General features: G+C 37.9%; 18 protein-coding genes and 2 pseudogenes. 13 read left to right on the top strand and 7 right to left on the bottom strand.

Features of this window, described 5'->3' with window-relative positions:
* Window positions 1-114: 114 nt before the first annotated feature.
* Together OLM56_RS11425 and OLM56_RS11420 are read left to right on the top strand one after the other, a co-directional pair.
* Complete coding sequence (locus OLM56_RS11425; protein ID WP_182493574.1) at window positions 115-1,317, top strand: sensor histidine kinase; 1,203 nt, start codon at window positions 115-117, stop codon at window positions 1,315-1,317.
* A 72-nt stretch (window positions 1,318-1,389) separates the two neighbouring features.
* On the top strand, window positions 1,390-2,751 hold the full coding sequence (locus OLM56_RS11420; RefSeq protein WP_264527051.1) for a CoA-disulfide reductase: 1,362 nt from the start codon (window positions 1,390-1,392) through the stop codon (window positions 2,749-2,751).
* A 30-nt stretch (window positions 2,752-2,781) separates the two neighbouring features.
* Here OLM56_RS11420 and OLM56_RS11415 read toward each other — a convergent pair whose 3' ends face one another.
* The 6 genes and pseudogenes from OLM56_RS11415 to OLM56_RS11390 all read right to left on the bottom strand — a co-directional run bounded on the left by OLM56_RS11415 (window position 2,782) and on the right by OLM56_RS11390 (window position 9,919).
* Window positions 2,782-4,752, bottom strand: a complete 1,971-nt coding sequence (locus tag OLM56_RS11415; protein ID WP_264527050.1) for a protein-disulfide reductase DsbD family protein — start codon at window positions 4,750-4,752, stop codon at window positions 2,782-2,784.
* The gene (gene tilS, locus OLM56_RS11410; protein ID WP_264527049.1) at window positions 4,749-6,053 is read right to left on the bottom strand and encodes a tRNA lysidine(34) synthetase TilS; all 1,305 of its coding nucleotides are present in this window, start codon (window positions 6,051-6,053) and stop codon (window positions 4,749-4,751) included. The genes OLM56_RS11415 and tilS overlap by 4 nt, the downstream gene beginning before the upstream one ends.
* Window positions 6,054-6,103: 50 nt before the next feature.
* Window positions 6,104-7,403: pseudogene (locus OLM56_RS11405) on the bottom strand (anthranilate synthase component I family protein).
* 108 nt (window positions 7,404-7,511) lie between these two features.
* Window positions 7,512-8,918 (bottom strand): dihydrolipoyl dehydrogenase, encoded by a 1,407-nt coding sequence (lpdA, locus tag OLM56_RS11400; RefSeq protein WP_121376330.1) that lies wholly within the window; start codon window positions 8,916-8,918, stop codon window positions 7,512-7,514.
* A gap of 202 nt (window positions 8,919-9,120) precedes the next feature.
* Entirely contained in the window at window positions 9,121-9,315 is a 195-nt protein-coding gene (locus OLM56_RS11395) for a hypothetical protein (RefSeq protein WP_121376331.1), read from the bottom strand.
* Between the two features lie 144 nt (window positions 9,316-9,459).
* Window positions 9,460-9,919: pseudogene (locus tag OLM56_RS11390) on the bottom strand (Lrp/AsnC family transcriptional regulator).
* Between the two features lie 176 nt (window positions 9,920-10,095).
* Between OLM56_RS11390 and OLM56_RS11385 the strand changes: the two are divergent.
* Both OLM56_RS11385 and OLM56_RS11380 read left to right on the top strand, forming a co-directional pair.
* Window positions 10,096-11,322 carry an aminotransferase class I/II-fold pyridoxal phosphate-dependent enzyme gene (locus tag OLM56_RS11385; protein ID WP_264527048.1) on the top strand — a complete coding sequence of 409 codons (1,227 nt, stop codon included), beginning with the start codon at window positions 10,096-10,098 and terminating at the stop codon, window positions 11,320-11,322.
* A gap of 209 nt (window positions 11,323-11,531) precedes the next feature.
* On the top strand, window positions 11,532-13,712 hold the full coding sequence (locus OLM56_RS11380) for a S9 family peptidase (protein ID WP_264527047.1): 2,181 nt from the start codon (window positions 11,532-11,534) through the stop codon (window positions 13,710-13,712).
* Between the two features lie 69 nt (window positions 13,713-13,781).
* Here OLM56_RS11380 and OLM56_RS11375 read toward each other — a convergent pair whose 3' ends face one another.
* Window positions 13,782-15,716, bottom strand: coding sequence for an amino acid permease (locus OLM56_RS11375; RefSeq protein ID WP_264527046.1), 1,935 nt, complete (start codon window positions 15,714-15,716; stop codon window positions 13,782-13,784).
* Between the two features lie 291 nt (window positions 15,717-16,007).
* On the opposite strand from OLM56_RS11375, the gene OLM56_RS11370 reads away from it, so the two are divergent.
* The 9 genes from OLM56_RS11370 to OLM56_RS11330 all read left to right on the top strand — a co-directional run bounded on the left by OLM56_RS11370 (window position 16,008) and on the right by OLM56_RS11330 (window position 22,941).
* Window positions 16,008-16,643 (top strand): peroxiredoxin, encoded by a 636-nt coding sequence (locus OLM56_RS11370; protein WP_121376336.1) that lies wholly within the window; start codon window positions 16,008-16,010, stop codon window positions 16,641-16,643.
* 73 nt (window positions 16,644-16,716) lie between these two features.
* Window positions 16,717-17,028 carry a thioredoxin family protein gene (locus OLM56_RS11365; RefSeq protein WP_121376615.1) on the top strand — a complete coding sequence of 104 codons (312 nt, stop codon included), beginning with the start codon at window positions 16,717-16,719 and terminating at the stop codon, window positions 17,026-17,028.
* A 27-nt stretch (window positions 17,029-17,055) separates the two neighbouring features.
* Entirely contained in the window at window positions 17,056-17,313 is a 258-nt protein-coding gene (locus tag OLM56_RS11360; protein WP_121376337.1) for a DUF6952 family protein, read from the top strand.
* An 84-nt stretch (window positions 17,314-17,397) separates the two neighbouring features.
* A complete protein-coding gene (locus OLM56_RS11355) occupies window positions 17,398-17,958 on the top strand; it encodes a helix-turn-helix domain-containing protein (RefSeq protein WP_182493583.1) in 561 nt (186 codons plus the stop codon).
* Between the two features lie 87 nt (window positions 17,959-18,045).
* Window positions 18,046-18,783: a heavy-metal-associated domain-containing protein gene (locus OLM56_RS11350; RefSeq protein ID WP_182493584.1), complete on the top strand. Its 738-nt coding sequence runs from the start codon at window positions 18,046-18,048 to the stop codon at window positions 18,781-18,783.
* A gap of 111 nt (window positions 18,784-18,894) precedes the next feature.
* Entirely contained in the window at window positions 18,895-19,392 is a 498-nt protein-coding gene (gene tpx, locus OLM56_RS11345) for a thiol peroxidase (protein WP_182493585.1), read from the top strand.
* A gap of 16 nt (window positions 19,393-19,408) precedes the next feature.
* Window positions 19,409-19,783: a diacylglycerol kinase family protein gene (locus tag OLM56_RS11340; protein ID WP_121376341.1), complete on the top strand. Its 375-nt coding sequence runs from the start codon at window positions 19,409-19,411 to the stop codon at window positions 19,781-19,783.
* Between the two features lie 40 nt (window positions 19,784-19,823).
* Window positions 19,824-22,295: a DNA translocase FtsK gene (locus tag OLM56_RS11335; protein ID WP_264527045.1), complete on the top strand. Its 2,472-nt coding sequence runs from the start codon at window positions 19,824-19,826 to the stop codon at window positions 22,293-22,295.
* Between the two features lies 1 nt (window position 22,296).
* Complete coding sequence (locus tag OLM56_RS11330) at window positions 22,297-22,941, top strand: LolA family protein (protein WP_246336947.1); 645 nt, start codon at window positions 22,297-22,299, stop codon at window positions 22,939-22,941.
* Window positions 22,942-22,946 lie beyond the last annotated feature (5 nt).

The following is a 22,946-nucleotide window of genomic DNA, read 5'->3' as shown; positions in this document are numbered from 1 at the left end:
TAATAAATGTGGAATAGAAGCATAAATGAAATATTTTTATCTTTTTAATTAAAAACAGAAAACCATTAACTCATTTTTTCCGTATAAGTAGAACACCCTTATTATTTGCTTCCAATGATTTCTCCTCAAATACCACACAATGAAAAGGAGCGTCTCGATGCCCTCTTAGCGTATAAAATATTAGACAGCGCTCCTGAAAAGGATTTTGACGATATCGTCAAGCTTGCTTCTGAAATTTGCCAGACTCCGATTTCAACCATTACTCTTGTCGATAAGGATCGCCAGTGGTTCAAGTCGAAAATAGGCCTTGAATTTTCTGAAGGAGCTCGAGAAACCTCTTTTTGCGCCCACACGCTCAACAATCCTAAAGAGATGCTTATTATTCCTGATTCTTTAGATGACGATCGCTTTTATGATAGTCCGCTGGTGACTGGATTTCCGAACATACGCTGTTATGTAGGAGTTCCTTTGGTAGATCCGAATGGCTATGCTTTAGGATCGCTCTGTGTGATTGACAATCACCCTAGAAGCTTGGATAATTTTCAGCTCTTGGCTCTAGAAAAGCTGGCAAATCAAGTCATTAATCTTTTAGAATTACGAAAGAAGAATTTCCAATTGATGGAAAACCACAATATGCTGCTTTCGAAATACAAGGATTTGGAACAATTTGCCTCTATCGTTTCACATGATATAAAATCTCCCTTGAACAATATCATGATGCTCGCCAAAATGCTTCAGGAAACCAATCATGATCGATTAGATGACGAAGGAATACAGATGCTAGATTATATTTATAAGTCGTCTGAAGAGCTAAAAAAACTGGTCGATGCGATTTTGGAATATTATAAATATGATAATGAGCAGGTCATCACCAACGAGAACATAAGGCTGAACGATTTTATGCAGTACCTTATCGACATATTGGATACCAAAAATGAATTCGAATTCATATTGCCCGAAAAGAATCACAAGATACAGTCAAATAAGATGGCTTTGGGTCAGATTTTTTACAATCTGATCAGTAACAGCATAAAGTACAATGACAAGCCAAAGGGAATCATTTATATTAATTTCTCCGAAACAGAAGATTATTATGCCATCTCTATTAAAGATAACGGCTGCGGAATTGAGAAGGGTAATTACGATAAAATCTTCAACATTTTTGAAACGTTAGGAAAAACAGATCGTTTTGCCACAAAAGGCACTGGTATCGGACTTTCAACCGTACAAAAGATGGTTCAAAAATTAAATGGAAAAATCGAACTTGAATCAGAATTGGGCTTAGGAACTGAATTTAGGATTTTTCTTAAAAAGTAATACCTCCCCATTTTCCATATCTCAGCCAAAATGTTTATATTTAAACATCTTGGCTGATTTTTTTTATAAACTATGAAGAAACAAAAACTGGTAATTATTGGAGGTGATGCGGCGGGAATGAGTGCCGCGTCCAAAGTACGGAGAGAAAATAAAGAAATAGAGATCATTGTCTTTGAAAAATCAGAGTATACTTCCTATTCGGCTTGCGGAATTCCTTATTTTATTTCGGGAAAAATCAGCTCTTCTGAAAAACTTATTGTCAGAAGTCCGGAGCAATTCAAAAAAAAACATAATATAGATGCGCGTATCTTACACGAAGTACTTGAGGTAGATACTTCCAACAACAGGGTTTTAGTAAAAAACAGCACAGAAAAAACACAGTTCTGGGAAAATTATGATAAACTCTTGATTGCTACTGGCGGAAAAGCGTACTGTCCTGATGTGGCAAATAGAGATGCTAACGGGATCTTTGGCGTATCGACATTGCGAAGCGGTATAAAAATCGACAGCTACATAAAAGATTTCAATCCCAAAAACGCAGTGATTGTTGGCGGTGGCTATATCGGTTTAGAAATGGCAGAAGCACTGCTCATAAGAGGACTGAAAGTATCCTTGGTCAATCGTTCGGAAGAAATCATGAATACATTAGATCCTGATATGGGAACGCTAATCCACAAAGCCATGAAAAACCTAGGCGTAACAATCTATTCAAACGAAGAATTGAAGCATTTCGAAACCGAAAAGGATAGAATTTCTGCCGTAGTAACCAATAAGCGAACGCTTAAAGCTGATTTGGTTATTTTAGGAATGGGCACTAGCCCAAATACGGCTTTCTTGAAGAATTCTAAAATCGCACTATCCGAAAAAGGCGCCGTTAAAGTCGCAAGAACACAGCGAACAAATATCCGAAACGTTTGGTCTGCTGGCGATTGTGCGGAAACATTCCATCTCGTGAGCAAAAAACCATTTTATGTGTCCTTAGGAACAGTGGCCAACAAAACTGGAGTAATTGCCGGAAAGAATATTGCAGGCGGTAAAGCCGTCTTTCCGGGCGTAGTCGGCACAGGAGTCTGCAAAATATGCTCTTACGAAGTAGCGAGAACCGGACTGCTAGAAAAAGAACTACAAAAACTAAATATTGAGTATATCACTACAACTATACAATCTAAAACCAGGGCACATTATTATCCAGATGCCAAAGACATCACTGTAAAGTTAATCGCCGACAAAAAAACAGGAAGGCTCTTAGGAGGCCAGATTGTAGGCGAAGAAGGTGCTGCTAAAAGAATTGATGTTTTAGCGACTGCCTTGACAAACAGGCTTACCTTGAGAAACATTATTGATCTAGATCTGTCGTATGCCCCGCCCTTCTCACCTGTCTGGGATCCGGTGCAGATTGCAGCAAGAAAATTGATAAGTCAGTTAGGAAAATAAAAAAAGCCTCAAAATTTGAGGCTTTTTTTATTATTTAGTATGTTTTGAAATTCCTGATTTCAACCAAGATTCGTACTCTGTGATATCAGGCGTATAACCTACAGGCTCATTCAAGTCTTTCCCTTCAGAATCAAGAATAATATAATAAGGCTGTGCATTCGCTTTATATCTTGTAATCTGGAAATCGCTCCATTTGTTTCCTTTGGTCTTTATTTTTCTGCCTGTTTCCTTAGAAACGTATTTATCGCTTTCAGGTAGTTCTTGCTTTTCATCCACGTATAAAGAGATCAGCACTACATCGTTTTTAAGTATGGATTGTATCTTGGCGTCCGACCATACAAAGTCCTCCATCTTACGACAGTTCTCACAGCCAAATCCTGTAAAATCGAGTAAAATAGGCTTATTGACTTTTTTGGCATAAGCAACTCCTTGGTCATAATCCGTAAAAGCAACAATATCATGAACGGCTAATTTTGCACCTTCGGGCAATTCTTCTCCAGAAGAAGCTCCTCCTCCTTTTGAATTACCAACTCCATAAGGCGACTCGCTATAGGTAATTGAAGGCGGGAAACCACTGATAATTTTTAATGGCGCTCCCCAAAGCCCCGGAATCAAATATATCGTAAAAGATAATACCAAAAGTCCTAGTGAAAACCTTCCGACCGAAATATGCGAAAGCGGACTATCATGCGGCAGTGTTATTTTTCCAAATAAATAAAATGCCCAGGCTCCAAAAACGGCAATCCAAATAGCCAAGAATACTTCTCTTTCTAGCAAATGTGTCTGCATAACCAAATCTGCTTTAGAAAGGAATTTAAAAGCAAAAGCCAATTCTAGGAACCCTAAAGAAACTTTAACCGTATTCAACCATCCACCTGATTTTGGTAATGAATTCATCCATCCTGGGAATAAGGCAAAAAGCATAAACGGCAACGCTAAAGCCAATGAAAAACCAACCATTCCGACAATCGGTGCAATACCGCCTTTTGAGGCAGCTTCCACTAAAAGTGAACCCACGATGGGACCTGTACAAGAGAAAGAAACTATTGCTAAAGCCAAGGCCATGAAAAAGATTCCGATAAATCCTCCTCTGTCTGCCTGTCGGTCAACTTTATTTGCCCAAGAATTCGGCAAGACAATTTCAAAAGCGCCCAAGAAAGACGATGCAAAAAAGATCAAAAGGATAAAGAAAATGATATTGAACCATACATTCGTCGACAAAGCATTAAGTGCATCAGCACCAAAGATTGCCGTAACCAGCGAACCCAAGATTACATAAATCAGGATAATGGAAATACCGTATAAGATGGCATTCCTTATTCCTTGTGCTTTGGTCTTGCTTTGTTTTGTAAAAAAGCTTACCGTCATTGGAATCATTGGAAAAACGCATGGTGTCAATAACGCTGCAAAGCCTGAGAAAAAGGCAATTAAAAAGATCGAAAGCAACCCTTTTTCAGCTTCTTTTGCTGGTTTCTGAGCTACAGTTTGTTCTGTTTTCTTTTCTGTTTTGGTTACTACAGGTTCGGAAAAAGTCATTACTTCTTGAGCTGCAAGATTTTTTAGATCAAACTCGAAATACTTGTTCTGCTGAATGCAGACTTTTTTGCAGACCTGATACGACAATTCAATCTGAATCAGGTTATTTTCTTTATTATTGATTTTTATTTTTTGCTGTAGCTGAACAACATTTTCAAAAAACGTTTCGTCTATCTCAAAAACCTCATTAAATTCTGTTCTTGTCTTGCTTTCTGTAGCTTTTCCAATAGGCTCAAAATTACCTTCTCCATTATTCATCAGCACTTCTAGCGGATTGACTCCACCTTCTGGCGTAAACTGCGAATACATATGCCACTCCGGTTCAATGATTCCGTTAAAAGTCAAAAGATATTCTGTATCGGATGTCTTCTCTATTTTTGAAGTCCATTTTACAGGATCTAAAATTTGGGCGTTAGAAGAAATAAAAGCGAAGAAAAAGAACAGTAGGAGGCTTATTTTTTTCATTTTAAGGTTTCTATTTTTAATATTTCTTGAGTTGTGTTGTTTACATAAAATCTTCGGTCTGAACGTTTTCCGATAATCCAGACAACCTTATCGTCTGAAATCAGAAGCCAAGTACTTTCTTTTTCGCTCAAAGACATTTTCTCGTCCTTAAAATACTTGCTGACTTTCTTCTTGCCATCAATTCCTGCTGGGCAAAAATAATCACCTTCACGCCATTTTCGAATATGCAAGGGGAACTTTAACGTTTCTTTATCTACGTAAATCGTAGCGGTATCGGATTGTTTCTGAATTTGATCTGCGGCAGAGATTTTCAGATGTATCGGAAATTTTATTTCGTCTTCAAAAATTTCATAAATGGCTGAATCTTTTTCTGAAATAGGCTCTAAAATAAGGTACTCGCGGTCTTTCAGTAACCTATAATTTTCTGATATAATCACTTTTCCAGACTGAGCATCGACCAATTCATAAATGTCTTGCCAAGCTTTGAAACCGAAAGGCCTGAGCCATTCGAACAAATAGGCTTGATAATTGGGAAGCCTCTTCAATTCTGCAATATTGAAATGTTTTTGATTTTCTTTTTCGGAAACGACTTGCTTATAAATTAAAACGGAAGCGTCTTCTGCCAACGATTTTGCTTGTTGCAGATGGCTTAAAGTGTCTTGGAAAGAATCTAAAAAAGCAGGGTTGAGGCTTTTTAATATCGGAACCACATCATGGCGTAATTTATTTCGTAAGTATTTATCCGATGAATTGCTGCTGTCTTCGCGCCATTGGATCTTATTTTCAGCAGCAAAATCTTGAATTTCCTCACGACTGAAAGTTAAAAGCGGGCGAACAATTTTATCGTTCTGAACAGGAATTCCGGTCAAGCCTTCCAAGCCAGTGCCTCTTGAAAAATTAATCAGGAAAGTTTCTAAATTATCATCTAAGTGATGCGCCGTCAGCAGATAATCTAAGTTGTTTTCTTCAAGTAATTGATGAAACCAAATGTATCGTAACTGACGTGCCGCTACTTGAATGGATAGTTTATTATCTTTAGCAAAACTATTTGTATCAAAAGTAGTTACAAATAATTCAAAGTTGTTTCCAGAAGCAAAATTTCTGATAAACTCTTCATCTTCATCGCTTTCTTTTCCTCGCAACTGAAAATTGCAATGAGCCAGCCAAACCATATAACCAGACTGCTTCAGCAAGTGCGCTAGAACCATGCTGTCAATACCTCCACTGAGAGCCAATAGCAGTTTTTTTTCTTTTAAGAAAGGAAGGTTTTCGGCAAGATATTTCTGAAATTTCAAAAGCATTTTCAAAGATAGGAAAAGGAAAAATTAATACCTAACAGATACAAAGGCTGTCAGTACAATGTTTGTGTTTCTAATACTTCCCGCATGGCTTTGGCTTTCAGCAAGCATTCTTCGTATTCTTTTTCTGGAACGGATAGCGAGGTTATAGCACTGCCTACAGAAAACGAGACATAATTATTCTCTTGATTGTATAAAATACTTCGGATGACCACATTAAAATCGAAATTATTGTCTGGCGTAAAATAACCTACCGCACCGCTGTAAAGGCCGCGTTTGGTTTCTTCCAACTCTTCAATAATCTTCATAGCAGAAATTTTCGGCGCTCCGGTCATGCTTCCCATCGGAAAAGTGGTCTTGATGATTTCTATAGGAGATTTATCGCTTTCTACAGTTGAAACAACCGTTGAAATCAAATGATGTACTTGCTTGAAAGTATAAGCCCCGCACAACTCTTCGACCTCAACAGAACCTTTTGAGGCGGTTCGTGACAAATCATTTCGGACAAGATCAACAATCATGATGTTTTCAGAACGCTCTTTTTCGTTAGCCAACAATTCTTGCTTTATGCTTTCATCTTCTTGAACGTCTGCATGCCTTTTTGCAGTTCCTTTGATAGGCTGGGAAATAATTTTGTTATCCTCTTTCCGTAAATATCTTTCTGGAGATGCCGACAGCAGAAACTGCTTGTTATTCTTAAAAAATACAGCAAATGGCGGCTCTGAAATTGCATTCAGGCTTGTATAGGTTTCGATTGGGTTTAGGGATGCATTTTCAGCAAAAAATTCCATGCAGAAATTCGCTTCGTAAATATCACCTCTGTGGATGTGTTCCAACATAGTTGAAACTTTTTCAAGATAGCTTTCTTTGGAAATTCGCTGCTGGATTTTGATATCTGATTTTTGACTGATTTCTGATTTCTGATTTCTGATATCTTCCAAATCTTCCTCTACCTCATCATCACACATATTCAAATATTGGATTTCAAGCTGATCCTCTTTTAGAAGAAAAAGCTTTTTGGGCTGGAAAAAAAATACATCCGGAAAATGCAGTCCGTCATAATTGCTTGATTTTAGTTCCTCTGTATCGTTTTTTCAAATCATAGGAAAGATAGCCAAAAAGCCAGTCTTTTGTAATCTGCTGGTATTGCTTCAAGTCTTCGAAGGCATTATGTTCGTCGGTTTTGACAGACGTAAAAGCATCGACGGCCAGAACAGCATCGAACGAGCTATATTTTTGATCGTAATTATTGCTATCTAGAAAAATGGCTTCACGAAATTGTTGCGACCAGAGCAAGAGCTGTATTTTAAATTCGGATGGATTTTCTAGCGTTATTTTTATCGATGTTCTCAAGAGCTTTGATTTGAAGAGCAAAATTACGATTAAGTTTTTTTATTTTTTAGCGACAAATAAAAACCCGCTTCTTTTGGAAACGGGTCTTTTTATTCAGTTTTTGAACTATTACATGTGAATTGATCTGTTGTCGGTTGCAGCAAGCGCGGCTTCTTTTACAGCTTCAGCATAGGTTGGATGCGCATGGCTCATTCTTGCGATATCTTCAGCAGAAGCTTTAAATTCCATCGCAGTTACAGCTTCAGCAATCAAATCGGCAGTTCTGGCTCCAATCATGTGGATGCCAAGCACCTCATCTGTTTTTGCATCAGCAAGAATTTTCACGAAACCATCTGTATCACCGCTGGCACGAGAACGTCCAAGGGCTTTGAAAGGAAAACTTCCTGCTTTGTACTCTACTCCTGCTTCTTTTAACTGCTCTTCTGTTTTTCCTACAGCAGCAACTTCCGGCCAAGTATAAACAACGCCAGGAATCAAATTATAATCGATATGAGGTTTTTGTCCTGCGATAGTTTCCGCCACAAATACCCCTTCTTCTTCTGCCTTGTGCGCTAGCATAGCACCTTTAATCACGTCGCCGATAGCGTAGATATTCGGAACTGATGTCTGCAAATGGTCGTTTACTTCAATTTGTCCTCTTTCTGTAATTTTTACGCCGGCTTTGTCAGCATTCAATCCATCGGTATACGGACGACGGCCTACAGAAACTAAAGAGTAATCTCCGTCAAGAGTGATTGTTTCTCCTTTAGCATTTTCAGCTTGTACTTGAACGCCTTCGCCATTTCTTTCTACTGATTTCACTTTGTGTGACGTATAGAATTTCATGCCTTGTTTCTTCAAGACTTTTGTCAATTCTTTAGAAAGCCCGGCATCCATTCCTGGAATAATTCTGTCTAGATATTCTACTACAGAAACTTGCGCTCCCAAACGAAGATATACTTGTCCTAATTCAAGTCCGATCACGCCACCGCCAATAACAATAAGGTGTTTCGGTACTTCTTTTAAGTTCAAGGCTTCTGTAGAAGTAATGATTTTTTCTTTGTCAATTTTGATAAAAGGCAACGAAGACGGTTTAGAACCTGTTGCAATAATCGTATATTTTGCTTCAAGCGTCTCAGAAGATCCATCTTTTTTTGCAACGTTGATGTGCGTGGCGTCTTCAAAAGAACCTACTCCTTCAAAAACAGTGATTTTATTTTTGTCCATCAAGTATTTGATACCAGAAACGTTTTGGTCTACTACATTTCCTTTGCGGGCAATCATCTGCTCGATGCTGAATTTTACTTCTCCTGTGATTTCGATTCCATGTTCTTTGAAATGCGAAATAGCATCGTGGTAATGGTGCGAAGAATCAAGCAGTGCTTTTGACGGGATACATCCAACGTTCAAGCAAGTTCCTCCTAAAGTGCTGTATTTCTCAATGATTGCGGTGTTGAAACCTAATTGTGCAGCACGGATCGCAGCAACATATCCACCAGGTCCTGAACCAATAACGACTACGTCAAATGAACTCATGATATCTATTTTTTTTGTGTTTTTAAAATTTGTGTCACAAAATTAAGGAAGTTTTTTTGTTTAGGAAGTCCTTTGGCATTTAAAGTTTGTTTAAAATACTGCTTCTGCTTTCAAATCACCAGTCGCTGTGTTTCTTTGAAAGGACAACATAAAAAAACTGCCCAAGATTTCTCTTGAGCAGCTCTTTAATTTTTTGTGCTAATTATATCGCTGATTGGTCACAAGTATAAACTTGCGGACAAGCAATATAATATACGCAATACTTAGGCCCTGTTACAGAGCCGCTACATGAGCAACCGCATAACGAAAGATCTACTGGTCCTTGACCTTTGATTGCTTTTAAATTTTCTTTTGAGAGTACTTCTACTCCTGCGATGTTTAAAATGTTTGTTTTCATAACAATATTTCGGTTAAGTTAATAACATCAAATATAAGAAATTATACACAAGAGATTCAATATTATTAATGTTATTTCAAAAATTTAACAAAAAAATTATAAAAATAAATATTTAACAATAAGCAAGTTACGTTAAAAATAAACTTATAATACGAAAGCAGTAGTGTTTTTTACTTCACCAATCATGAAGGTGCTGTGGGTGCTTCCGATGTGCTGCAGCGTCGTAAGTTTTGTCACCATAAATTCTCGATATTCTTCCATATTTTCTACGCAGATTTTTAGAATATAATCGTAATCGCCGCTCACGTGAAAGCATTCTAAGACTTCTGTGAGTTTTATGACTTCTTTTTCAAACTGTGAAATAAATTCTTTAGTGTGCTGCATCAGCTTGAGGTGACAGAAAACCACAAAGCCTTTTTGGATTTTGTTTCTGTCTAAAAGAACGACATATTTTTCAATAATTTTTTTCCCTTTCAAGCTTTTTTATGCGCTCGTAGACTGCGGTAACGGACAAATCTAATTTTAAGGAAAGTTCTTTGGTCGTGCGTTTAGAATCTTCTTGTAGTAGCTTTAAAAGTTTTTTGTCGATTGCATCTAAAGTCATTTGGATAAATTTTCGGCAGGACTGAATAATTTCAAACCTGAATAGTTTATATAATTATCAAAAGTAGTATTTATAGTTTAATTTTCTAAATATATTCCATATGGTTGATTAATTATTTATATAACTGTTTTTTTGTCTAATTATTTAAAAGTAATCATAACTACAAAAATATATTCATGAAAAATTTTAATCCAGCGGATAATATCCAGGACTTACAATATTTTGGGGAATTCGGAGGCGTAAATCCTTCTATTTCGGATTCATCAACCTACACTTTTTTATCGGCAAAGACAATGTTCGATACTTTTGAAGGCAATGCAGAAGGCTGTTATTTGTATTCCCGCCACTCCTCTCCTAGCAATCTGTACCTTGACAAGGCTTTAGCTGCCATGGAAGGAACAGAATCTGCGAACGTTGCAGCTTCTGGAATGGGCGCAATTACGCCTACGCTTTTACAATTATGCAGCCATGGCGACCATATTGTTTCAAGCCGAACGATATATGGCGGAACTTACGCTTTCCTAAAAAACTTTACGCCTAAATTTGGTATCAAAACCACTTTCGTGGATATCACTAAGTTAGATATTGTCGAAGCTTCAATTACTCCGGAAACTAAAGTACTATACTGCGAGACGGTTAGCAATCCGTTGCTTGAAGTAGCTGATATTGCTGGATTAGCCAAGATTGCCAAAAAGCACAATATCAAATTAGTAGTTGATAATACTTTTTCTCCCCTGTCTGTTGCTCCTGCAAAATTGGGTGCTGATATCGTAATCCACAGCTTGACAAAATACATCAACGGCAGCAGCGATACGGTTGGCGGCGTAGTTTGTGCTTCACAAGAATTTATCAACGACTTGAAAAATGTAAACAACGGTGCAAGCATGCTTTTGGGACCCACAATGGACAGCCTTCGTTCAGCGAGCGTGATGAAAAACTTAAGAACGCTGCACATCCGAATGAAACAGCATAGCCATAATGCACAATATCTGGCTGAAAAATTTGAAAAAGACGGATTGAAAACGGTTTATCCTGGATTGAAAAGTCATCCGAGCCACGAGCTATACAAAGGCATGATTAATCCTGAATATGGTTTTGGCGGTATGATGACAATTGACGTTGGTACGTTAGACAAAGCAAACGAGCTGATGGAATTGATGCAACAGCGAAACCTAGGCTATCTTGCCGTAAGCTTAGGATTTTACAAGACGTTGTTTAGCGCTCCGGGTACTTCTACTTCGAGCGAAATTCCTTTGGAAGAACAGGCTGCAATGGGACTTACGGATGGTTTGATTCGTTTTTCTATCGGTTTGGACAATGATATCGAGAGAACGTATTCTATGATGAAAGCCTGTATGATAGAATTAGGGATATTAGACCAATCTATGGTTTTAGCCGAATAGCTTACGATATAAAATATTTGTAAAAATGCCTTTTTGATTTCGCTTTGGAATCAATAAGGCATTTTTTTGACGCGGACTGTGCCGATTTCACGGATTTTTCAATACATATTGAAAACATTGAGGATATTTCTTTTTAAGGAATATTTGTAACAATCTTTCATTTGCACGACTAGTATTTTGAGTAAATTAGCGACTTTAATTTTTACAACATGAGAAAAATATCTTTTTTATCAGCTTTCCTTTTGGTCGGGATGACGGCTTTCGGGCAGAAAAACCTGACTATCGAGGAAGCTACTTTTGGACAGTACCGGAATTTTGCTGTTGAAAATCTTGTTTCTCCGCAATGGAGAAAAGATACCAAGGCAATAACGTATCTCGATAATTCGTATTCAAAACTGGTTTCAAAAAGCGAGGAAGGCAATTGGGCCGAAACGACGCTATTGACAAAAACCGAATTACAAAATGCTTTAAAAGGCAAATTTGCTTCCGATGAATTTCAGTTAAGAATGTTTCCGTATGCCTATTCTTGGATTGACAAAAACACTTTAGAATTTGAAGTTGACGGAAAGAATTCGAAATACCTTATCCAATTTGATGTTGATAAAAAAGAAGTGAAAAACGGCACTGCTTTTTCTTCTGAAGGCAGAAACCAAACTATTTCTTCTGACGGAAAATATACAGCTTGGCTAGACAATAATAATATCAAAATTACTTCTAATTCCGGACAAACGATTACTGTAACTTCTGACGAAAATGCAGGAATCGTAAACGGAAGTGATTACACACACAGACAAGAATTTGGAATCAACAAAGGAATGTGGTGGAGCCCAAAAAGCGATAAATTGGCTTATTACAGAAAAGATGAAACTATGGTTGCAGATTATCCGCTGACAGATTTCGGAGCGAGAATTGCCACCAACAAGAACATCAAATACCCGATGGCAGGCATGAAAAGCGAGGAAGTAACCTTGGTGGTTTATGATGTAAACACTAAAAAATCACTGACTTTGCAGACGGGCGAGCCTAAAGAACAATTCTTGACTAGCATTACTTGGGAACCGAGCGGAAAGTTTATTTATATCGGAGTATTGAACAGAGAACAGAATCATTTGAAGCTGAACAAATATGATGCTTCTACTGGTGCCTTGGTAAAAACGTTGTTTGAAGAGAAAGCTCCGACCTATGTAGAACCATTGCACGACCTGACTTTCTTGCCTAATTCGAATACCGAGTTTTTATACCGTAGTGAAAAAGACGGCTTTGAGCAGTTGTATCTTTATAACACCGATGGAAAATTAGTCAAAAAACTAGGTTATTATGATGTTGTAGTCACTACTCTTTTGGATTTTGACAAGGAAGGTAAAAATGTATTTTATATCGGAACTACAAATAAAGGCTTAGACAGACAGTTTTTTAAAGTCGATTTAAAATCTGGCAAAACGACTCAATTGACCACTGCTTCAGGAATGCACTCAGGAAGCATCAGCAGTGACGGAACGTTATTGTTTGACCAATATTCTAATGTCGATACACCAAACGAAGTGTCGATCGTAAACTTGAAGGCTAAAAAATCTACAAATCTTATCAAGGCTTCTAATCCTTACTTAGGAAAAACAAATCTTCCAAAGATGGAATTGGTAACGATAACTGCTGCTGATGGCAAAACACCTTTGAACGGACGCTTGATTTATCCTGCAAATTTTGATGCGAATAAAAAATACCCAGTAATGGTGTATGTATATGGCGGTCCTCATGCACAATTGGTGCAAAACGAATGGCTTGGCGGCGCTACATTGTTTGACTTCTTTATGGCGCAAAATGAATTCGTGGTTTTCACGGTAGACAACAGAGGAAGCGATGCTAGAGGAAAAGACTTCGAGCATGTAATCCACAGAAATCTAGGACAGAACGAAATGGCGGATCAAATGAAGGGAATTGAGTTCTTGAAATCAAAAAGTTTCGTAGATCAAGATAAAATCGGTGTCTATGGCTGGAGTTTTGGAGGATTCATGACAACTTCATTAATGCTGAACCATAGCGATGTTTTCAAAGTTGGTGTTGCTGGTGGTCCGGTTTGCGACTGGAAATATTATGAAATCATGTATGGCGAAAGGTATATGGACATGCCGCAGGAAAATCCAGAAGGTTATGAAAAAACAAGCGTAATCAACAAAGCAAAACAATTAAAAGGCCATTTGTTGATGATTCATGGAGCGCAAGATCCGGTTGTCGTTCAGCAAAATAGCATGGAGTTTATCCAAGCTTGTATCAAGGAAGGAAAACAGGTTGATTACTTCTTATATCCTACTCACGAGCATAACGTTAGCGGCAAGGATAGAATTCATCTGAACCAAAAAATTGCTAATTATTTCTTCTTGCATTTGAAATAATAATCATGCTACAATAAAAAAACCGTTTAGAGAATTCCTTAAACGGTTTTTTTATTTCTAAATGCTGACTTAGCTTTCTTTCACAAAATTAAGCTTGCTGTTTTTTCGACTGTAGCCAAAATAGATTGCCAGTCCTATCAGCAGCCATATGAAGAAATAAATCCAATTCCAGACGCTTAATTCTGCCATCATATACAAACAGCAAACGAGTCCGAGTAAAGGAATTAAAGATAGATTTTGGCGGAAAGCCCATACAGCCAGACCTACTAGAACAATCAAGAAAATCCACATCGGAATTTTATGTTTGAACAAGGCAAAGCCTGTCTCATATTTCAACGATTTGTCAATAGGAAGCGATTCGACCACGGCAACATATTCCGTTTCATTATTTTGGAAATCACTTAATATCTGCTCTAAGTCGGTTGTCTTATTAAAGACTTTTTCTTTATGGTTTTCTACTAAAAAGGCATAGACTTCTTCTGTCTCAGTCTTATTTAAGGAAGTCACAATAGAAGCTGGCGCATTTATCTGCGGTACATTCGTCACAAAATCTATCGTGTTTTTCTTATTGTAGGTAAAAGAGTAAACGATTCCTGCAATCAATAAAATCGGCACAATGTATTTGGAATTGACATAAGGCGTTTTGAATTTCCCTCGCGGAATATTCGGTTTGTTCTGCAATACTAAAACTCCGGCACACACGAGCACAAAAGCAAATAGCGTCCCGATACTACATAAATCGGTAACCATTGTCAGGTTAAGAAAAAGCGCCGGAATGGCAACAACAAAACCTGTTACGATAGTAGCAAAAGATGGCGTCTTGAATTTCGGATGCACTTTCGAGAATTTCTGAGGCAAAAGTCCGTCACGACTCATGCTCATCCAGATTCTTGGCTGTCCCATCTGAAATACCAATAAAACGCTTGCCATAGCTACAACTGCACTTACTGCTATGATGCCTGACATCCATTTTAAATCCAATTCGTCAAAAACAAAAGCCAGCGGATCACCCACATTCAGCGAACTGTATTTTACCATTCCTGTCAAGACTAAGGCTATAGCAATGTATAAGACCGTACAAATAATAATCGCCCACATCATTCCTCTTGGCAAATCGCGTTGCGGATTCTTGCATTCTTCTGCCGTAGTAGAAATAGCATCAAAGCCTATATAGGCAAAAAATACTGCAGAAACTCCCTTAAGCACGCCTCCTACTCCATTAGGAGCGAAAGGGTCCCAGTTGGCCGTATCTACATAAAAAACACCGACTGCAATAACCAAAAGAATGATACAAAGCTTGATAACAACCATCATATTGCTGGCATTTCTAGATTCTTTCATCCCTCTATACACCAAGGCAGTTATTAGCACAATGATAAATAATGCTGGCAAATCGGCTACAAAATGAAATGAACCGATTACAGGCGAAGTTGTCCAAGCTGTATACGCATCCTGCAATCCAGCATCAAGGTTTGCAAAGGATTTTCCGCCTTGCATCAACGCAGTCGCATCTGTAAAACCATTGGAAGCTGTCAGATAATCCATCTGTATCCATTGGGGCAGATAGAGTCCACCGCTTTCCAGAAGTCCTGTAAAATAATCGCTCCATGATATCGCTACGGTAATATTTCCAATAGCATATTCCATAATCAGCGCCCAGCCGATAATCCAGGCGATAAGCTCTCCAAAAGCAACATAAGAATACGTATAGGCACTACCAGAAACAGGTACCATAGAAGCAAATTCAGCATAAGCGAAAGCAGCAAAACTACACGCTAAAGCTGTGAATAGAAACAGAAAGATAACTGCCGGACCTCCATCTGCGCTGGCTTTTCCGATGGTACTAAAAATCCCTGCTCCAACGATAGCCGCAATTCCAAATGCTGTAAGGTCGCGAGCTGTAAGATGCTTTCCCAATGAGCCATGTCCGTCGATCTCATTCTTTTCAACTTGTTTTAAAATATCCTGTACTGTTTTCTTTCGGAATAAATTGGAAAAACTCATATTTTGGAGTGCGTATTTAATTGATTTCGTGAAGAATCTATTTCTGTTGTGTAAATTTTAACCAAAAACAAATATATAAAACCAAACTTAATAATAGGATTTATGAAAAAGAAAATTGCCAAAACTAGGAATCCACTAAAATTATCTGAAGAAAATTATATAATTATCAGTAAATCAAAAAGAATAGCCTGAAGCTATTACAAAATAAATATTTATAATAATTTTCTATAAACAAAAGTGAATCATAAGTGTAGCTTTGCATCAGAAAAAATAATTTTAAACCATATAATTATGTCATTAGTAGGAAAAAAATTTCCAAGCATTGCAGTAGACGCTATCTCAGAAATGGGCGACAACTTGAAAATCAACATTTTTGAAGAAGCTGTAAACAACAACAAAAAAGTACTATTATTCTGGTACCCAAAAGATTTCACTTTTGTTTGCCCGACAGAATTGCACGCTTTCCAAGCTGCATTGCCAGAGTTTGAAAAAAGAAACACTATCGTTATCGGTGCTTCATGCGATACCAACGAAGTACACTTTGCTTGGTTAAACACTCCAAAAAACAACGGTGGAATCGAAGGCGTTACTTATCCAATCTTAGCGGATACAAACCGTAACCTTGCCAACATCCTTGGAATTTTAGATATCGAATCTACAAGCTATAGCGAAGAAACTGACTCAGTTATCATCGAAGGTTCAAACGTAACGTATAGAGCGACTTACTTGATTGACGAGACTGGAAAAATCTTCCACGAAAGCGTAAACGATATGCCATTAGGAAGAAACGTTGGAGAATACTTGAGATTAGTTGACGCTTATACTCACGTTCAAACTAAAGGAGAAGTTTGTCCTGCTAACTGGGAAGAAGGAAAAGAAGCCATGTTCGCTACAAGAGAAGGTGTTGCTTCTTACTTAAATAACTAAAACAAATTTTTGATTGTTCGGCTATCCTTTTGGGAAAGCCGAACAATCTAATCCAATACTTAAAAAAATTGCTATGTTAATTGATTTAAACGAAGACACGCTTCAGGATGTAGTAAACTCTAATGAAAAAGTTGTCGTGCAATATTCTGCTTCTTGGTGTGGGAACTGCCGTATTATGAAGCCAAAATTCAAAAAATTGGCTACCGAAAACGAAAACGTAACTTTTGTTTTGGTAGATGCCGAAAATGCTCCAGAATCTAGAAAATTAGCTAATGTTTCTAACCTGCCGACTTTCGCAACTTTCGTGAACGGACAGTTGGTCAATCAGACACAAACTAATAAAGCAGAAGTTTTATCAGAATTGGTAAATGAAATAGCAAATTAAAAGATCTAAAAATTTAAGAAGTCTACAATGAAATTACCCGTTATAAAGCACCTGACTCAATTTATCGAAGAAAATGACCAGGATTATATTATCGAAACAATTGAGGTCCTCGAAGCTTTGACTGAGGTTCCTTCTTTAAAAGACGAAGAATTAGATGTTATCGGGGAATTGATTTCTAATATGTACGGTGCACTTGAAGTCAATAAGATGATCAAAGACGGTACAGAAAAAAAAGAAGCGCTTAATAATTTTATGAAGCGGGTTCTTGGCTCCATTGACAAATAATCCTTTTTGCCTTATAAAACGCTCTCTTTGGGGAGCGTTTTTTATTTATACCTTTGAGTTTCCAATTAATCTAGATATCAATAAATGCATTTCTACATCAAAAACATGGTCTGCAACCGATGCAAGATGGCCGTTCAGAAGGAATTCGAAAAAATTGGGCTGATGCCCATAACTATTGAGTTAGGCGAAGTCGAAACTGCCGAAACTATTTCTAAAGAACAACTCGAAGAGCTCGAAAATGCATTAAAACATCTTGGTTTTGAACTGATCGATGATAAGAAAAGCCGACTTATCGAGCAGATCAAGACCGAAATCATCCGATTGATACATCATTCAGAAGAAATTGAGAATACTAATCTTTCGAGCCTGCTTTCAGAAAAGCTGCATTACGAATACAACTACATCAGCAACCTTTTTTCAGAAGTCGAAGGCACTACGATCGAAAAATATTTCATTGCGCAGCGAATAGAAAAAGTCAAAGAACTATTAGTGTATGATGAACTGTCGCTTTCCCAAATCGCAATACAGCTAGGCTACAGCAGTACGGCTTATTTATCGAGCCAATTTAAAAAGATTACCGGCCTCACTCCTACCTTTTATAAGTCGTTGAAAGAAACCAAGCGGAAGAATATCGACGAACTGTAAAAGTTAATAGTCTTTCATGAAATAACATAATAGTCTTCCGACCGATGTTTCGCAACTTTGTATCCTACAAATCAAACAACAAAAAACATGAAACATACGTATAAAATATCGGGTATGACTTGCGAAGGATGTGCCGCCAAAGTATCTTCCACATTAAAACAAATTCCTTCGGTACAAAATGTAGATATCGATCTGGAGCAAGGAGAAGCTACGATTGAAATGGAAAGACATATTGCTACTTCAGAACTGCAAGACATCCTAAAAGGCTATCCAAAATACCAGCTTTCTGAAAAAAATGTAACGATGCATCAAAATGTTTTTGCACCGATTGCAGAGCCTGAAAAAACGTGGTTAGAAACCTACAAGCCGATTGTCTTGATCTTTTCGTACATCTTGACCATTTCTTTAATCGCTGGATTTAGCAATGGTATTTTCGATTACATGACGGCCATGCGTGTCTTCATGGCTGGATTTTTCCTGACTTTCTCTTTCTTTAAGATGCTAAACCTCCGCGGATTTGCAGACAGCTATTCTATGTATGATGTCGTAGCACGAAAATTCAAAGGCTGGGGTTATTTGTATGCTTTCTTAGAATTGGCTTTAGGACTTGCTTTCGCCTTGAATTTTGAGCCTTTTCTAACAAACTTGGTTACTTTAATCGTAATGACAATCAGCATTATTGGCGTATTGCAAAGCGTGCTCAACAAAAAGAAAATCCAATGCGCTTGTCTTGGAGCTGTATTTAATCTCCCAATGAGTACCGTAACGATTATCGAGGACGGACTTATGATCTTAATGAGTTTGGCGATGCTTTTTCTGATGTAATCTATCTTCAGCCAAATTCAGAACTCTTCCATGATGTGGGAGAGTTTTTTGTTTTACGGCAATTTCACAAATATATTTTTCATACTTTTGAACCTTATAAAATTTAAAAAGATGGCAACAGTAACATTAGGAGGAAATCCAGTAAAAACAAGCGGTGAATTACCAAAAATAGGCTCAAAAGCACCTGATTTCAAATTAGTAAATAAAGATCTTGGCGTAGTTTCACTTTCTGATTTTGCAGGAAAGAAATTAGTATTGAATATTTTCCCTAGTATCGACACTGGAACTTGCGCGGCTTCTGTCAGAAATTTTAATGCTAAAGCCAGCGGTTTAGAAAATACTACTGTGCTTTGCATCTCAAGAGATTTGCCTTTTGCGCAAAAACGTTTCTGTGGTGCCGAAGGCCTTGAAAACGTAGTGAATCTATCTGATTTTAGAGACGGAAGCTTCGGAAAAGACTATGGTTTAGAAATTGCCGACAGTGCTTTAGCCGGACTTCATTCTAGAGTTGTGGTTGTGCTTGATGAAAACGGAACAGTATTACATACAGAGCAAGTTAGCGAAATTGCTAACGAACCAAACTACGAAAGCGCTTTGGCAGTATTGTAAAACCTTAAATTACTATATGAAGACAGACCATTCTTTTGTATCAGGAAGGCTAAAAAGTTTTAAGTATGCAATCCACGGTGCCTATAAATTAGTCACGACCGAGCACAGCGTCATGGTCCAGTTTTTTCTGGGTATCATAATGACAGCGGCTGGATTCTATTTTGAAATTTCAAAAACAGATTGGCTTTTCCAGACTTTAGCAATCGGATTGGTCTTGAGCATCGAAGGACTAAATACAGCAGTAGAAAAAATTGCAGATTTTATCCACCCTAGCTTTCATGACAAGATTGGCTTCATTAAAGATGTTGCCGCCGGAGCGGTCTTCTTTGCAGCCGTTGCCGCTATTGCGGTTGGCCTCATCATATATATACCAATATTTCAGAATTTGTAAAAAAAATATTTATTTTTACGTATAATCATCACCTTTTTGAATGGCTAAAACGACAAAAAAAGAAACAGCTGGCAAAGCAGATGCTCAACTCAAAGAGAAAAAACCTTGGAAATTGACCAGACAGCATAAAGTAATCATTGGAGCTTTATTAGTCTTGTTTTCTGTAGCCTTACTGCTGGCTTTCATTTCATTTTTCTTATACGGACAGTATGACCAAAGTGCAGTCGATGCTTTGGCCGATAGGTCTATAGAAGTCCAAAACTGGCTGGGAAAATTTGGCGCTTATCTTGCCAATTTATTCCTATACCAAGGATTTGGTGTCGCTTCCTTCTTATTGGTGCGATTGTTTTTCATAACCGGAATGTATCTTATCTTAGACATGCCGGTAAGAAAATTAAAGAATACGTGGTTTTGGGACTTGTTTGCCATCATCATTATTTCTATATTATTCGGATTCTTTGCCGATTTCTTGCCTGAATTAGGCGGCGTTATCGGATTTGAAATGAACCTTTTCATCCAAGATTATCTTGGAAAGGCAGGAACCTTGCTCGTTTTGATTTTCGGACTGCTCGTTTATCTTATCTTCAAGATTAAAATCTCTCCAGACGGAATCAAAAATTATTTTGAAGCCAAAAAGAGAAAGGCCGAAGAAAGAGCTGCGGCAGAATCAATCGTTGCGCCAGTCGCCGTACAAGAACTGACGGATGAAATCTTAGAAGAAGATATTGTTGAAGTAGAAGATGATGAAGACGAAGAAATTGAAGAACCTACGCTAAAACCGATTTCTCAATTCGAAATCAACAAAGAAGCGCTAAAGCCTACAATTAATAATCCTTCGCACATTACGATAGAGCCAATTATCAAGGCTCCTGTTGCTCCTATCCAACATCATACTCCAGAGATTATCGAAACCAATGACGATGCTTTCGTGATTGAAAAATTTGCAGATGAAGATACGGTCATAGAAAACCTGGCTTCAAAATTAGTAGCCGATTTTGGCGAATTTGATCCGACCTTAGATTTGTCCAATTACAAATTTCCGACGCTAGACTTGCTAAAAGAATATGCTACGGGAGGAATTACCATCAACCAAGAAGAATTAGAAGAAAACAAAAACCGAATCGTAGAAACGCTTCGAAACTACAAAATTGAAATTGCCCAGATCAAGGCCACTGTCGGGCCATCAGTAACGTTGTATGAAATCGTTCCAGAAGCTGGAATCCGAATCTCTAAAATCAAAAGCTTAGAAGATGATATTGCTTTATCGCTTTCTGCTTTAGGAATACGTATCATCGCTCCTATTCCTGGAAAAGGAACTATTGGTATCGAAGTTCCGAACAAGAACCCTACCATGGTTTCCATGAAAAGCGTTATCGGAGCCGCTAAATTCCAAGAAGCCGAAATGGAATTGCCGATTGCTCTAGGGAAAACAATTTCAAACGAAACCTTTGTTGTCGATTTGGCCAAGATGCCTCACCTTTTGATGGCAGGTGCTACTGGACAAGGAAAATCGGTCGGACTAAATGCTGTATTGACCTCGTTACTGTATAAAAAACACCCAGCCGAAGTAAAATTCGTCTTGGTCGATCCTAAAAAAGTAGAGCTTACGCTGTTCAATAAAATCGAGCGCCATTATTTAGCAAAGCTTCCTGATACCGAAGAAGCTATCATTACAGACAATGCCAAAGTAATCAACACGCTGAATTCGCTATGCGTCGAAATGGACAACCGTTATTCTTTATTAAAAGACGCGATGGTTCGTAATATCAAAGAATACAACGAAAAGTTTAAGTCCCGTAAATTAAATCCTGAATTAGGACACCGCTTTTTGCCTTACATTATCTTGGTCGTAGATGAGTTTGCCGATTTGATCATGACTGCCGGAAAAGAAGTCGAGACGCCTATCGCAAGGCTAGCACAGCTGGCACGAGCCATCGGTATTCATTTGATTATTGCTACACAGAGACCTTCGGTAAACGTAATTACCGGTATCATCAAGGCAAACTTCCCTGCAAGGATTGCATTCCGCGTTACTTCAAAAATTGACTCTAGGACTATCTTAGATACCCAAGGAGCCGATCAATTGATCGGACGAGGAGATTTATTGTATACCAACGGAAACGACGTTGTTCGTGTCCAATGTGCTTTTGTAGATACGCCAGAAGTAGAAAGGATCACCGAATTCATAGGATCGCAGAAAGCGTATCCGAACGCATACCTTCTTCCAGAGTACATCGGAGAAGAAAATGGCATCAAACTTGATGTAGATATCTCGGAAAGAGATTCTATGTTCAGGGAAGCTGCCGAAATCATTGTTACAGCACAGCAAGGTTCTGCTTCATTATTACAGCGCAAGCTGAAATTGGGCTATAACCGAGCTGGAAGATTAATCGATCAATTGGAAGCTGCTGGAATCGTTGGCCCTTTTGAGGGAAGCAAGGCCAGAAGTGTCAATATCCCCGACTTAGCTTCTCTTGACCAGTTTTTTAACAATGAGCAAAATGATTTTTAAAATGAAAAGGTTATTACAAATTATTACATTATTTCTTATCGGCTTCAATCTTCAAGCGCAAAACAGCCAAAAAGCGAGAAATCTGCTGGATGAAGTTTCTGCCAAGGTAAAAAGCTATGATAATATCTCGATTGACTTTAAGTATTCCCTCACGAATCCGAAGGAAAACCTCAACCAAGAGAGCAAAGGAAATGTAATCATGCAGGGCAACAAATATGTGCTCAACTTCATGGGAGTGACCAAAATCTATGACGGAAAAAAAATATACAATATCGTTCCAGAAGACGAAGAAATAAGCATCTCAAAATTTGACGAAAACGAAGAAGATGCTGTGACGCCGTCAAAAATGCTTACCTTTTTTAATCACGGATTCAAATATTCTTGGGATATCCTTCAAAACGTACGCGGCAGAAAAATCCAATACGTAAAATTAGTGCCTACAAGCTCTAAAGACGACAGGAAAGAGATTTTTTTAGGCATTGACGTACAGACCAAACACATCTACAATCTTATGGAAATAGGAAAGAATGGTTCAAAAACAACAATCACTGTTAATTCTTTTAAAACCAATCAGCCATTATCAAAAAATCAATTTACCTTTGCGGAAAGTAAATACCCTAATTACTATATCAACAAACTAGATTGATACAT

This window comes from Flavobacterium sp. N2550, from assembly GCF_025947265.1.
Classification (GTDB): Bacteria; Bacteroidota; Bacteroidia; order Flavobacteriales; family Flavobacteriaceae; genus Flavobacterium; species Flavobacterium endophyticum.
The sequence above is the reverse complement of the archived record's forward strand: the minus strand, read 5'-3'. Positions and strand labels throughout refer to the sequence as shown.

Bases quoted from the DNA above. Each gene is read 5' to 3' on its own strand.
- OLM56_RS11425 (WP_182493574.1), top strand. From the start codon at position 115: ATGATTTCTCCTCAAATACCACACAATGAAAAGGAGCGTCTCGATGCC.
- OLM56_RS11420 (WP_264527051.1), top strand. From the start codon at position 1,390: ATGAAGAAACAAAAACTGGTAATTATTGGAGGTGATGCGGCGGGAATG.
- OLM56_RS11415 (WP_264527050.1), bottom strand. From the start codon at position 4,752: ATGAAAAAAATAAGCCTCCTACTGTTCTTTTTCTTCGCTTTTATTTCT.
- tilS (WP_264527049.1), bottom strand. From the start codon at position 6,053: ATGCTTTTGAAATTTCAGAAATATCTTGCCGAAAACCTTCCTTTCTTA.
- lpdA (WP_121376330.1), bottom strand. From the start codon at position 8,918: ATGAGTTCATTTGACGTAGTCGTTATTGGTTCAGGACCTGGTGGATAT.
- OLM56_RS11395 (WP_121376331.1), bottom strand. From the start codon at position 9,315: ATGAAAACAAACATTTTAAACATCGCAGGAGTAGAAGTACTCTCAAAA.
- OLM56_RS11385 (WP_264527048.1), top strand. From the start codon at position 10,096: ATGAAAAATTTTAATCCAGCGGATAATATCCAGGACTTACAATATTTT.
- OLM56_RS11380 (WP_264527047.1), top strand. From the start codon at position 11,532: ATGAGAAAAATATCTTTTTTATCAGCTTTCCTTTTGGTCGGGATGACG.
- OLM56_RS11375 (WP_264527046.1), bottom strand. From the start codon at position 15,716: ATGAGTTTTTCCAATTTATTCCGAAAGAAAACAGTACAGGATATTTTA.
- OLM56_RS11370 (WP_121376336.1), top strand. From the start codon at position 16,008: ATGTCATTAGTAGGAAAAAAATTTCCAAGCATTGCAGTAGACGCTATC.
- OLM56_RS11365 (WP_121376615.1), top strand. From the start codon at position 16,717: ATGTTAATTGATTTAAACGAAGACACGCTTCAGGATGTAGTAAACTCT.
- OLM56_RS11360 (WP_121376337.1), top strand. From the start codon at position 17,056: ATGAAATTACCCGTTATAAAGCACCTGACTCAATTTATCGAAGAAAAT.
- OLM56_RS11355 (WP_182493583.1), top strand. From the start codon at position 17,398: ATGCATTTCTACATCAAAAACATGGTCTGCAACCGATGCAAGATGGCC.
- OLM56_RS11350 (WP_182493584.1), top strand. From the start codon at position 18,046: ATGAAACATACGTATAAAATATCGGGTATGACTTGCGAAGGATGTGCC.
- tpx (WP_182493585.1), top strand. From the start codon at position 18,895: ATGGCAACAGTAACATTAGGAGGAAATCCAGTAAAAACAAGCGGTGAA.
- OLM56_RS11340 (WP_121376341.1), top strand. From the start codon at position 19,409: ATGAAGACAGACCATTCTTTTGTATCAGGAAGGCTAAAAAGTTTTAAG.
- OLM56_RS11335 (WP_264527045.1), top strand. From the start codon at position 19,824: ATGGCTAAAACGACAAAAAAAGAAACAGCTGGCAAAGCAGATGCTCAA.
- OLM56_RS11330 (WP_246336947.1), top strand. From the start codon at position 22,297: ATGAAAAGGTTATTACAAATTATTACATTATTTCTTATCGGCTTCAAT.